The 11,838-nt window shown below is 37.0% G+C and carries 12 protein-coding genes; 6 read left to right on the plus strand and 6 right to left on the minus strand.

Annotation, left to right across the window (positions count from 1 at the left end; translation table 11 throughout):
- Positions 1–19: 19 nt before the first annotated feature.
- Positions 20–1,375: a PFL family protein gene (locus tag CAN42_RS02485; RefSeq protein WP_062571725.1), complete on the minus strand. Its 1,356-nt coding sequence runs from the start codon at positions 1,373–1,375 to the stop codon at positions 20–22.
- A gap of 9 nt (positions 1,376–1,384) precedes the next feature.
- Positions 1,385–1,654, minus strand: a complete 270-nt coding sequence (locus CAN42_RS02490) for an ACT domain-containing protein (RefSeq protein WP_062571724.1) — start codon at positions 1,652–1,654, stop codon at positions 1,385–1,387.
- 116 nt (positions 1,655–1,770) lie between these two features.
- On the opposite strand from CAN42_RS02490, the gene CAN42_RS02495 reads away from it, so the two are divergent.
- Complete coding sequence (locus tag CAN42_RS02495; protein ID WP_085875398.1) at positions 1,771–2,850, plus strand: hypothetical protein; 1,080 nt, start codon at positions 1,771–1,773, stop codon at positions 2,848–2,850.
- 66 nt (positions 2,851–2,916) lie between these two features.
- Here CAN42_RS02495 and CAN42_RS02500 read toward each other — a convergent pair whose 3' ends face one another.
- Entirely contained in the window at positions 2,917–3,651 is a 735-nt protein-coding gene (locus CAN42_RS02500) for a gamma-glutamyl-gamma-aminobutyrate hydrolase family protein (RefSeq protein WP_062571722.1), read from the minus strand.
- Between the two features lie 131 nt (positions 3,652–3,782).
- On the opposite strand from CAN42_RS02500, the gene CAN42_RS02505 reads away from it, so the two are divergent.
- The gene (locus tag CAN42_RS02505) at positions 3,783–5,111 is read left to right on the plus strand and encodes an MATE family efflux transporter (RefSeq protein ID WP_085875399.1); all 1,329 of its coding nucleotides are present in this window, start codon (positions 3,783–3,785) and stop codon (positions 5,109–5,111) included.
- A gap of 90 nt (positions 5,112–5,201) precedes the next feature.
- Here the strand turns inward: CAN42_RS02505 and CAN42_RS02510 are convergent, their stop codons facing one another.
- A complete protein-coding gene (locus CAN42_RS02510; RefSeq protein WP_085875400.1) occupies positions 5,202–6,080 on the minus strand; it encodes a DegV family protein in 879 nt (292 codons plus the stop codon).
- Between the two features lie 256 nt (positions 6,081–6,336).
- Between CAN42_RS02510 and CAN42_RS02515 the strand changes: the two genes are divergently transcribed.
- A complete protein-coding gene (locus tag CAN42_RS02515; RefSeq protein WP_209019193.1) occupies positions 6,337–6,774 on the plus strand; it encodes a nucleoside deaminase in 438 nt (145 codons plus the stop codon).
- Here the strand turns inward: CAN42_RS02515 and CAN42_RS02520 are convergent.
- A complete protein-coding gene (locus CAN42_RS02520; RefSeq protein WP_085875402.1) occupies positions 6,748–7,299 on the minus strand; it encodes a phosphatase PAP2 family protein in 552 nt (183 codons plus the stop codon). The genes CAN42_RS02515 and CAN42_RS02520 overlap by 27 nt on opposite strands.
- Positions 7,300–7,348: 49 nt before the next feature.
- Complete coding sequence (locus CAN42_RS02525; protein WP_245149831.1) at positions 7,349–7,516, minus strand: CDIF630_02480 family spore surface protein; 168 nt, start codon at positions 7,514–7,516, stop codon at positions 7,349–7,351.
- 235 nt (positions 7,517–7,751) lie between these two features.
- On the opposite strand from CAN42_RS02525, the gene CAN42_RS02530 reads away from it, so the two are divergent.
- The 3 genes from CAN42_RS02530 to CAN42_RS02540 all read left to right on the plus strand — a co-directional run bounded on the left by CAN42_RS02530 (position 7,752) and on the right by CAN42_RS02540 (position 11,833).
- Entirely contained in the window at positions 7,752–9,488 is a 1,737-nt protein-coding gene (locus tag CAN42_RS02530) for an ABC transporter ATP-binding protein (protein ID WP_085875404.1), read from the plus strand.
- On the plus strand, positions 9,475–11,319 hold the full coding sequence (locus tag CAN42_RS02535) for an ABC transporter ATP-binding protein (RefSeq protein WP_085875405.1): 1,845 nt from the start codon (positions 9,475–9,477) through the stop codon (positions 11,317–11,319). Before CAN42_RS02530 ends, CAN42_RS02535 begins: the two co-directional genes overlap by 14 nt.
- Positions 11,320–11,416: 97 nt before the next feature.
- Positions 11,417–11,833 carry a hypothetical protein gene (locus CAN42_RS02540; RefSeq protein ID WP_085875406.1) on the plus strand — a complete coding sequence of 139 codons (417 nt, stop codon included), beginning with the start codon at positions 11,417–11,419 and terminating at the stop codon, positions 11,831–11,833.
- Positions 11,834–11,838 lie beyond the last annotated feature (5 nt).

Here is an 11,838-nt window from a genome sequence, read left to right on the forward strand (position 1 = left end):
TTTCTTCTCTTCTTATTTTTTAATTTTTAAAGCTGTGAACTGGGGCTGGTATATATCCACCACGGTTGGCAAACCTGTCAGCACTACCTGGGTGAACTGGGACAATAGGGGCAGAACCTAGTAGGCCACCAAAGGTTGCCTCATCGCCAACTCCTTTGCCAATAACTGGAATAAGTCTTGCAGCAGTAGTCTTTTGATTTATAATTCCAATCATGGCTTCGTCAGCAATAATTGCTGCGATAGTAGTTGCCTTTGTGTCCCCTGGGATTGCAATCATATCAAGTCCAACAGAGCAAACACAAGTCATGGCTTCAAGCTTATCAATACCTATGTGACCATTTCTTGCAGCTTCAATCATTCCTTCATCTTCACTCACTGGTATGAAGGCACCAGATAGACCACCAACGTGGTCAGATGCCATGATGCCACCCTTTTTGACAGCGTCATTTAACATGGCAAGGGCTGCAGTAGTTCCGTGACCACCTGCAAATTCAACTCCAATTTCTTCAAGGATTCTTGCAACAGAATCACCTATTGCTGGAGTTGGAGCAAGAGATAGGTCAATTGTTCCAAAGGGAACTCCAATTTTTTTAGCAACTTCAGTACCAATTAATTCTCCAAGTCTTGTAATCTTAAAGGCAGTTTTCTTTATAGTTTCTGAAACAACGTGGAAGCTTTCTCCCCTAACCTTTTCTAGGGCATACTTAACAACTCCAGGTCCAGAAACTCCAACGTGAAGGACTACATCTCCCATCCCAACACCGTGGAAGGCACCTGCCATAAAGGGATTATCCTCAACTGCGTTGGCAAAAACTACAAGCTTGGCACAGCCAATGGAGTCTTTATCCTTAGTCAAGTTTGCAGCCTCTACAATTTTTTCTCCCATTAGCTTAACTGCATCCATATTAAGGCCATTTTTTGTAGTACCAACATTTACTGAAGAGCAAACTTTTTCTGTTTCAGCAAGAGCAGCAGGAATTGAGTTTATTAAAATTTCATCAGCAGGAGTCATCTCTCCGTGAACTAGGGCAGAGTAACCACCGATGAAGTCTACGCCAATTTCCTTTGCAGCAGCATCAAGGGTCCTTGCAAATTCTATGTAGTCCTTCTCATCAGTTGCACCAGCGATTAGGGCAATAGGTGTAACAGAAACCCTCTTGTTTACAATTTCAACCCCATACTTTTTACCAATTTCGTTGGCATATTCAACTAAGTGCTTGCCATACTTTGTGATCTTGTCGTAGATCTTCTTGCGGGCAGCATCTCCATCCTTGTCTATGCAATCTAGTAGCGAAATCCCAAGAGTAACTGTCCTAATGTCAAGGTTCTCTTGGTCCAACATTCTTACAGTTTCTAAAATTCTTTGTCTATCCATGTCTGCTCCTTAAATTTGGTGCATCTTATCAAAGATACCTTGGTGTTGAACTCTTATAGAAAGGTCTAGTTCCTTGCCAAGTTTTTCATAAGCATCAACAACTTCTTGGAACTCAACGTTCATCTTAGTTAAATCAACTATAACAATCATTGTGAAGCAATCATCTAAAATTGTTTGAGTGATATCAACTATGTTTAAGTCGAACTCCACCATCTTCTTTACTACTTCATATACAATACCTATCTTGTCACTACCTATTACAGTTATAACAGCTCTCATAATTTCCCCCTTAAATAAAATTACCATAATTATACCACAGTTTGAGGCTCTAATGCCTCTATTTCTTCTTGCCTTTAGCCAAGCTTTATTATAATATTTCCTTAAAGGAGGCAGACATGAAAAAATTTAAAATTATACTTCTTGCCTTGATAGGAATTTTGTTTTTGACATCTTGTGGGAAAAATGAAAATTCTAAAGAGGCTGAGAATCATGGAGAAAAAAATAAAGTTGAAGAGAAAGAAAAAAGTTCATCAGAAGAAAGTAAGTCAAAGCTTTTTATTGCAAGAGAAAACCTTGGCGAGTCTGATGGAAAAGTTTCTCTTTCAGAAATAAAGGGCAGCTTAAGTGATGACGACTACGAAAAAATTTTTAAGGACACAAATTTAACTAATAAGACAATGGATAAGAGCGAGGATGCTCTAGGTGACGTGATAATTTCTTCTGACGGCAAAGAAGTTAAGCTAGCAAGAGAGAGTCAAAAAAATATCTTTAACAACGAAGTGCTTGGAAAAGGAAATTCAGAAATCCTTGAGTCAAAGGATAATTTAAGGGACAGGGCCCTAGGCCTTCTACTTTCAAATCAAGTGCAAAATATTGAATCTATGAAGAACCCTGGCGACTACCAAATTTATTATACTCACCTAGTTAAGGACTTCTTTGAAGATGGCAAGTTAATTTTTCTTGCGACTGTAGTTAATCAAAATTATTCCTACAAGAATGGAATTTTTGATCAAGAATCTGGCTACACTATTCCAATGGAACTTCGATATGTCTTAGATCAAGATAAAAATTTTGTCTTTGATGAAAGAATTGAAGCTCAAGACGGAGCAAACTATGGTCCTTCTGTTAAAAAAATGGCTCGAGGTGACGATGCCATATCTGACAAATTGATGTTCGCTGGCGAAGTAAAAGAAAACTATGATAGCTTAATGGAAGAATTATTTTATCTAGCTCAGGAAAATGGTCTAAAGGACTTCACCCACAAGCTTGAAGAGATCCCCGGCTACGAAAAAGATGTAGTCTACATAGAAAAGGGACCAAACCACATCCCAGGCACAATAGAAATTGCCAAGAAAAAAGATTACGAAAACGCAAAGAAAAATGTCGGAAAAGAAAACTGGACCTATTGTGAGGGAGTAGTTTATCACAAGGCCACTGGCATTGCCGTAAAAGGTATAATTGATTATTTCGAATAAAAAATAAAAGACCTGGCTTTTTAACAAACTAGGTCTTTCTTTCATTCTCTCAAAAAATTTATAAACTTACTTGCAAGCATCAATAAATTTTTCAAAAATCATATTCATTTCCTTGTCGTCGTACATCATTTCTGGATGCCATTGGACTGCAAGGGCAAATTTTTTGTCGTCTAAGTAAACTGCTTCTACTAGGCCTTCTTCTGATAGGGCTGCCTTCTTTAGTCCCCTGCCAAGTTCATTTATCCCTTGGTGGTGGTAGGAGTTAGTCCAGATTTCTTCTCTTTTAAAAATATCAAAAAGTGGAGTGCCTTCTAAGATCCTTAGCTCATGTGAAGGTTCGTTCCTTAACGAATTACTCATTGAGTGAGCTGGAAAACCTGCTGATGGTAGGTCTTGGTGGATAGTTCCTCCAAGTGTCACGTTTAAAATTTGAAGTCCCCTACAAATTCCCAAGAAGGGGATGTCCTTTTCAAGGGCATATTCTGTCATAAAGATTTCTTCGTGGTCTCTTATGTTGTCAAACTTGCCAGCCTTGCCAGAGTTTCTCTCGTTGTAAGTCCTTGGATTTACATCGTGACCACCTGATAAAATTAGTCCGTCAATTGTATCCAAGACTTGTCTCATGTCTTCAATAGTCTTTATGTTTGGAATTAAAATTGGGATCCCACCATTTCTTTCAACTGCCCTAATATAATCTGCTGCTATTAGTTGCCAGTCTTGACCTTCTACTCCAATTTGTCCAACGTCATTTTGAGAAATATCTCTAAGTGAGTTAACAGAAATTCCTATAATTGGTTTCATATTCGTCCTCCCTTTTTTTATTACACTCATTATAACAAAGACTTACAAAAATTGTAATAGATTAACTCATAGTCTAGCTTAATTGCCTTAAAAATCAAATTCATATATAATTAATAGATTAGAGGTGTTTTATGAATTTAAACAAACAATTTTTTAAGTTTGTAATCCCATCAATTATTGCCATGTGGGTTTTTTCAATTTACACAATCGTAGACGGATTTTTTGTTGCAAACTTCGCCGGTGAGTTGGAGCTATCGGCAGTAACAATAGTTGTTCCCTATGTGAACTTCTTGTTTGCAATTGCAATTATAACTGGCGTGGGATCACAAACCATTATAGGAATAGAACTAGGCAAGGGCAACAGGGACGATGCCAACAAGGTCTTTACCTTTATAATTTTATTTATACTTAGCTTTTCAGTGATACTTGCCCTTATTGGAATAATTTTTATGGATCAAATAATAAATTTTCTGGGAGCAGACTCAACTTTATTTCACCTTTCCCATGACTACTTATCTGTCCTTGTATTCTTTTCGCCCTTCTACATCATAGCCTATGCCTTTGAGGTCTTGGTAAAGGTAGACGGCTTTCCTAGGACTGCAATTATCGGTGCTATTTCAGCCTGCCTTACAAACATAGTCCTAGACTATATATTAATAGATAAGTTTCATATGGGAGTAAGGGGAGCCGCCCTTGCAACAGGTATTGCACAATTTTTGTCCTGCCTCATATTTTTTATCCACTTCAGGGGAGCCAAGGGCTACCTTCGTTTTGTAAAGATAAAAATGGAATTTAAAGAAGTTATTCACTATCTAAAGAAGACAGTTATCTATGGCTTTGGAGAATTTATCTCTGAGCTAAACACAGCAACCTTTGTCTTTATCTTTAACCTATTTATAATAAAATACCTTTCACCCGAATATCTTTCTGCCTACGCAGTTATAAATTACATTTCCCTCTTTGCCAACTCAACCTTTCAAGGAGTTTGTCACGGGACCCTACCCCTTCTCTCCTACTATCACGGATCAAGAGAAAGGGATAAGTCTATAAAAATTATTAGGTTGAGCTTTATCTTCATCTTTATAATTTCTGTAATTATGTATTCCATTGCCTACTTTGGAGCAGAAAGCCTCTTCAAAATGTTTTTGGAGAACAAAAATATGATTTCTTCTTCCATAAGACCAATGAGGATCTACGCCCTTATGTATTTGTTGGCAGGTCAAAACTTGTTTATTGCATCCTTGTCATCAGCCATTGGAGAGCCACAGTATTCCATCGTCATAAATATTTTGAGGGGATCAGTCTCACTCTTCCTTTCAATTTATTTAATGGTTCACATCTTTGGAGTTGACTACCTCTTCTTTGGAGCAGGAGTATCAGAATTAGTAGTCTTTGCCCTTGCCCTCTACTCCCTAAAGAAGATGCTAGATAAGTCTGCTTTAAGACTTAAAGAAGGATAAGTTAATAGATACTAAAAAAGGAAGTCACGTGACTTCCTCTTTTTATGCAAAATTTTATTATTTTTTCGTCTTTAGTTTTTAAAATTAAAATCAATCTAAATACTTTTTAAATTCCCCTGGTATGTTTTCAGAAAGGTAGGCTAGGCCAAAGATATCTGGGCCTACGTGGGCTGCTATGGTTTGACCTATTTCAAGAGGAAGGAACTTATTGTATCCCCTCTCTTCTAATTTTTTTATTAGGGGATCTATGACTTTTTCGTCGTCGGCATAAACTGGAAAGACTATATCTGATCCATCTGATGTAGTTCTTTCTTCTATCATGTCCATCATCTTCTTGTAGGACTTGTTCTTGCCACGAACTATTTCTGATACATAAATTTTTCCTTCGCCATCTACTTCTAATATTGGAAGAATGTTTAAGACGCTTGAAATTTTTGCCTTGGCCTTTGAAATTCTTCCGCCTTCGTAAAGGTATTTGAGGTCGTAAACTGTAAAGATGTGCTTAGTTTTTTCTACCAAAAATTTGGCAAAGTCTAGGACTTCATCATAAGTTGCTCCATTCTTGGCAGCTAGTCCTGCGAAATAAGTTATTTGTCCGAAGCCAACTGACGCTGCAAGTGAATCCACTACTTCTACTCTTATGTCATATTTTTCTTCTATTTCTTTTTTTGCCATGCAGGCATTTTGATAGGTACCACTTAGTCCTGAAGATAAGGTTAGGACAATAATGTCTTTGCCTTCTTCTGCAAATTTTTCAAACTTCTTTAAGTAGTCATAGTATGTTATTTGGCTTGTCTTAAAAAATGCGCCCTCTCTCATCCTCTTATAGATTTCTTTGTTAGTAAGGTCTTCTGAAAGGTCTTGGCCCTTTTCGTCTGTCCCCTTTATTCTTATAACTTCCACATCTAAATTCTTTATAGTTTCTTTATCTAAATCACATGAGGAGTCGGATATTATTTTAAAAGTCATTTGTCCCTCCTGCTGTTTCCAGCTCTTATATTTCAAAAATAATTTTATGCCGATTTTTATAAATATTCTAAATCTTTTTTTGCTTAGTTTTTAAATATATTTCCCTTTATATTTTTATTTTTAAGGAAATTTCATCACTTTTTATATTATAACATAGGGAAAAATTTTCATATATTATTTTATTAGAATAAATCTAAGTTCAATAAACTTAATTTTTTATTTAATTTGATATAATAATTTTATGGAAATTAAGTTTATGAAAGAGGCCATCCGCTATGGCCACAGGTCTCTATTGTCAGATGACGTGCCAATAGGTTGTGTCGTTGTTAAGAATAATAAAATAATTGGATATGGCTACAATAAAAAAGAGGACTTAAAGAACCCTACAGCTCACGCAGAGATCATGGCAATATCTATGGCTTCAAGGCACCTAAATTCTTATCATCTTGAAGGCTGTGACATCTACGTTACTCTCGAGCCCTGCCTTATGTGTGTGGGGGCAATCTTAAATGCCCGCATCAAAAATTTATATTTTGGTGCTCGCAACAAGAGGTTTGGTGCTGTGGTCTCCCACCAAAAAATAGAAAAACTCATAACTAATCACAGGATTAATTATGAGTTTGGTATCTTGGAAAGAGAATGTGCAAGTTTAATCACTGGCTTCTTCTCAGACCTTAGGAAGAGGTCCAAATAAGAAGGGTAGGTTTACTTGCATAAAGTCTAATAAAAATTTGTCGTAATAGTTCTTTGTGACAAGGGCGATAATTATTCCAATGATTGCCCCTATGATTACGTCGCTAGGATAGTGAACGAAGTGGTAGATCCTTGAGAAGGCAATTAGGGTTGCTATCACAAGAAAGAAGATCCCCATCCCCCTGAAGTAAAAGTAAATTGTGAGAGCCGCTGCAAAGGATGATGATGCGTGACCTGATGGAAAGGAAAAGTCTGTGGGATCCTTTATAAGGAGTTCCACCTTTGTTATCCATGATGGTCTCTTTCTCTTTAAAATATTTTTTAGTAAGAGGTTACAAACTATGCCGTTAAAGATTAGGGCAAGTATTACATTTATGCTCTCTATCCTAAAGCCAAGATAGAAGAGGATGTAAACTGTAAAAAGCCAAATTGCTCCCCCAGTTCCCAGATGGGTTATGGCTATCATATACCTATTTAAGACTTCGTTCCTTATGCCAAGGAGCCAGTTTAAAAATTTGCTATCCATTAAAACTCCTATAATTTTTATAAAAAATGCCTATCGCTAGGTCATGAATTTACATTCTATTTTCCTTGTCGACCCATTCTTTAGCTTCTTCAACTGATTCTTCTGTTGGAATTTCGATTCCCGTTTCAGGATCTTTACCTGCAACTTTTGCATATAAATCAGAGTCTGCTCTGTTGCTAGGGTGAATTTCATTTTGTTGATCTATATTAGCTTTCATTTCTTTCTTCTTTGCATCAGAAAGAGTTTTTGAGTTTTCAATTAAATCTTTTTCTCTTTTATTGTCTGTAATAATGTCTCTCCACTTTTATATTACTTATATAGTAATACAAAAATCTACTAATTTCAAATTAAGGGTGGTGTTTTAAATATTTTAAGCTTATATCTTTAGTTTGGCTTTAGCTTTTAATTTTTGGGTAAGTGTTTAATATTAAATATGTATTAGGAAGTGTTATATGTTAAAAGTAGTTTTCGATAACTTAGGCGAGTATAAAAAGTATGCAGTGCTCTCGCCTTTTTTTGTTTTGTTAGAAGTCTTGATGAACGCATCTATCCCCTTCTTTATGACAAAGATAATAGACCAGGGAATCTTGATCAATTCCTCTCCCAATATAATTAACTATGGAATAATTTTATTTATTGCAGCGGGAATCTCTCTTGCCACTGGTGTAATCTCTGGTTACCTTGCCACTAAGGCATCAAGTGGTCTTGCAAAGAATATGAGGGCATATATGTTTAAAAACATAACAGACTTTTCCTTTGAGAATATGGACAAGTTCAAGTCGGGCTCTCTTATCACCCGTATGACAACTGATGTCCAAGCTGTACAAATGGCCTTTCAAATGACTATAAGGATGGCAATTCGTTCCCCCCTTACCCTTATCTTTTGCTTTGTAATGTCCTTTAGACTTTCAAGAGACCTGGCGCCAACCTTTGTAATTATCATTCCCCTCATTGGCATTGGTATGGGACTAATTATAAAGGGCGCCTATCCAATTTTTGAAAAAGTTTTTAAAATTACAGACAAGCTTAACACCGATGTGTCAGAAAACTTATCTGCAATTCGTGTTGTTAAGTCCTTTGTAAAAGAAGACAAGGAAATCAAAAAGTTTAACAGGATATCTGATGAGCTTCAAGCTAATTACATCAAGGCTACCAAGCTCCTTGCCTTTGCAAACCCACTTATGAATTTTTCAACCTATCTTATGGCAATTTTAATTGCCTGGTTGGGAAGTCACTTCATTGTGGCTGGCAGGATGACAACTGGAGCCTTAACTGGTCTTGTTACTTACGCAATTCAAATTCAAATTTCACTTCTTATGCTCTCAATGATTCTCGTTCAAATTACTATAGCGAGAAACTCCATAAGACGTATCAATGAAGTTATTACAACTAAGCCTTCTATTGTGAGTCCAGAAGACCCTATAAAAGAAGTGAAGAACGGAGAGATTGTCTTTGACCACGTCTTTTTCTCCTACTCCGGCGACCTTGATAAGTCTGTTTTAAAAAATATTAATCTCAAGATAAATTCTGGCGACTATGTGGGAATGATTGGTCCAACAGGATCTGGTAAGTCCACACTTATTAGCCTCATCGCAAGACTCTTTGACCCCACAAGTGGGACTGTCTACGTTGGTGGCGAAGATGTTAGCGACTACGACCTACCTTCTCTTCGTGACCAAGTCTCTCTCGTCCTACAAAAAAACCAACTCTTCACAGGGACCCTTCGTGACAACTTGAAGTGGGCTGGCGATGACCTAAGTGACGATGACTTAAAGGAAGCCCTCTATATTGCATCCTGTGATGACTTCATAGACCCTGAAAAAGACCTAGATATGAAGGTCCAAAGAGGTGGAACCAACTTTTCTGGTGGTCAAAGGCAAAGAATTTCTATTGCAAGGTCAATCCTAAAGAATCCAAAGATTTTAATTATGGACGACTCCACTTCTGCCCTTGACAACAAGACTGAAGAAAAAATAATTTCTTCCTTGAATAAATTAAGACCAGATATGACAAAGATTTTGATTTCACAAAAGATCAAGTCCCTAAAGAACACTGACTACACCCTAGTCCTTGACCTTGGAGAGATTGAATCTATAGGTAGACATGATGAGCTCATAGAAAAGAGTCCAATATATAGGGAAATTAACAAGACTCAAGAAAGTGACGGTGATTTTGATGCAGAAGAATAAGACAAAAATTACATCTCCTGAAAACAAGGAGGCAGCAAAAAAATTATTCTCCTTTATCTTTAAAAGGCATAAGTTTAAGCTCCTAGGAGTTGCCCTCATGGTAATAATTTCATCTCTTGCAACAATTTCTGTTTCACTTTTTATGAGATTTTTAATTGACGACTACATTATGCCCTTGGTAAATAGTTCAAATCCAGACTTCTCCAACTTGTTAGCCATGCTGATTAAGATGGGAATATTTTTGGCAATTGGAGTTATCTCATCCTTTACCTATTCAAGGCTTATGGTTGCAATCTCTGAATCAACTCTTGGTGAAATGAGAAAGACTATGTTTAAAAAGATGCAGGCCCTACCTGTATCCTACTTTGACCAAAATAGTCACGGAGACATAATGTCCTACTACACAAATGATGTCAGGGCTCTTGGGGAAATGATAGCCCAATCCTTCCCGTCCTTTGTGTCCTCTTCTATGACAATTATCATGGTCCTAATCGCCATGTTTTCACAATCCTTCTTCTTGTCACTTATAATAATTTTGACAGTGGGACTTATGATTTTTACCATGAATACAATTGGGGGCAAGTCCTCCCACTTCTTCTTGAACCAGCAAAAATCTCTTGCCAAGACTAACGGCTACATCGAAGAGATGATTGACGGTCTAAGAGTTGTCAAGGTCTTTAACCACGAGGAAGCTGCAAGAGAAGACTTTAGAATAATTAACGAAGAGCTAATGGAAAACACCATGATAGCCAATAGGCTTGGACTCTTCCTCTTCCCAATAATTTTTGGGATTGGAAACTTCCAATATATTTTGTTTGCCTTAATTGGTGGCCTCATGGCAGTTCATGGTGGCTTTGGGATAACAGTTGGTGTTGTCGCTTCCTTCCTACAACTTTCAAGAACTTTGACAGGTCCCATGGGACAAATTGGTGGAAATATAAATTCTCTTGTCCTTGCCATAGCAGGTGCCAGAAGAATTTTTGACTTCCTCGAAGTTGAGCCAGAAGACTACTCTGGCGAAGTTGAAAAAGTTGTTAAAGTTGTTGATGGAAAAGAAAAATATTATTGGCATGACCTAAAGACTGACGAGTACAGAGAACTCTTGGGAGACATCCGCTTTAAAAATGTTGACTTCTCCTACGATGGAAAAAATAAAATTCTAAAAGATATAAATCTCTATGCAAAGCCAGGACAAAAAGTTGCCTTTGTTGGGGCAACAGGTGCCGGCAAGACAACTATTACCAACCTTATAAATAGGTTTTATGAAATCGACAGCGGTGAAATTACCTTTGATGGCATAGACATTAAGAGGATTAGGAAGGACCACCTTCGTTCATCCCTTGGCATGGTCCTCCAAGACACCCACCTCTTTACAGGTACTATCGCAGAGAATATAAATTACTCTGTAGAAGATGTTGATATGGATAAAACTATCAAAGTTGCAAAGAGGACCAAGGCCCACGACTTTATCAAGAACCTAAAAGATGGGTATGACACCATGATAAGTGGTACTGGTGACGAACTATCTGAAGGACAAATGCAGCTACTTTCTATTGCAAGAGCTGAAATCTACAATCCACCAGTTATGATCCTAGATGAGGCAACATCATCAATTGACTCTCGTACAGAAAAAATTGTCCAAGAGGGTATGGACCAAATCATGAAGGGCAGAACAAGCTTTGTCATTGCCCACAGGCTATCAACAATTATGAACTCCGACGTAATAATCGTCTTGGAAAATGGCGAGATAGTCGAAAGAGGCGACCATGCAGACCTACTTGAACAAAGAGGAATCTATTACAAGCTTTACACAGGTGGCTTCGACGAATAAAGTTTTATAAAATACTTGGTCTTGGAGAAATTCAAGAACTTTTTATTTAAGTTTTTTTAAATAATTTTGATATAATAGGGGAAAGGAGGAGATTTTTATGGCTAATAAGGATATAAAATCTAAGAAGAATATGTTTTTTATAATTTTTGCAAGCTTAATAATAATTTCCACTTGCTTTTATTATGTAAAGTTAAGGAAACCTGACGCCTATGTGACCATGGACCCTCTCACAGTTCAGTTCCACTTCACTGGCTACGATGGATCTGGCAAGGCTGAGATAGAAATCCTTGAATATCCTAAAATTCTTAGTATAAAAAATGAGAAGGACAGAGAAGATATAGAAAAAATCCTTCACAATCCAAACATAGAGTGGAGCAAAAATGAAAATTTAAGAAACGGAGAAGAAATATTTTATTATCTTAGATATCCAGACACAGGAAAATATAATATTAAATTTGATAGAGAGTATGGAAGTGCTGGGACAAGGGTCCAAGACCTGATCCCCACAAAGTAATTTTA

The sequence above is a fragment of the Peptoniphilus vaginalis genome, assembly GCF_900176605.1.
Taxonomy (GTDB): Bacteria; Bacillota; Clostridia; order Tissierellales; family Peptoniphilaceae; genus Peptoniphilus_A; species Peptoniphilus_A vaginalis.

Coding starts and splice junctions, on each gene's coding strand:
- CAN42_RS02485 (WP_062571725.1), bottom strand. CDS start 1,375: ATGGATAGACAAAGAATTTTAGAAACTGTAAGAATGTTGGACCAAGAG.
- CAN42_RS02490 (WP_062571724.1), bottom strand. CDS start 1,654: ATGAGAGCTGTTATAACTGTAATAGGTAGTGACAAGATAGGTATTGTA.
- CAN42_RS02495 (WP_085875398.1), top strand. CDS start 1,771: ATGAAAAAATTTAAAATTATACTTCTTGCCTTGATAGGAATTTTGTTT.
- CAN42_RS02500 (WP_062571722.1), bottom strand. CDS start 3,651: ATGAAACCAATTATAGGAATTTCTGTTAACTCACTTAGAGATATTTCT.
- CAN42_RS02505 (WP_085875399.1), top strand. CDS start 3,783: ATGAATTTAAACAAACAATTTTTTAAGTTTGTAATCCCATCAATTATT.
- CAN42_RS02510 (WP_085875400.1), bottom strand. CDS start 6,080: ATGACTTTTAAAATAATATCCGACTCCTCATGTGATTTAGATAAAGAA.
- CAN42_RS02515 (WP_209019193.1), top strand. CDS start 6,337: ATGAAAGAGGCCATCCGCTATGGCCACAGGTCTCTATTGTCAGATGAC.
- CAN42_RS02520 (WP_085875402.1), bottom strand. CDS start 7,299: ATGGATAGCAAATTTTTAAACTGGCTCCTTGGCATAAGGAACGAAGTC.
- CAN42_RS02525 (WP_245149831.1), bottom strand. CDS start 7,516: ATGAAAGCTAATATAGATCAACAAAATGAAATTCACCCTAGCAACAGA.
- CAN42_RS02530 (WP_085875404.1), top strand. CDS start 7,752: ATGTTAAAAGTAGTTTTCGATAACTTAGGCGAGTATAAAAAGTATGCA.
- CAN42_RS02535 (WP_085875405.1), top strand. CDS start 9,475: ATGCAGAAGAATAAGACAAAAATTACATCTCCTGAAAACAAGGAGGCA.
- CAN42_RS02540 (WP_085875406.1), top strand. CDS start 11,417: ATGGCTAATAAGGATATAAAATCTAAGAAGAATATGTTTTTTATAATT.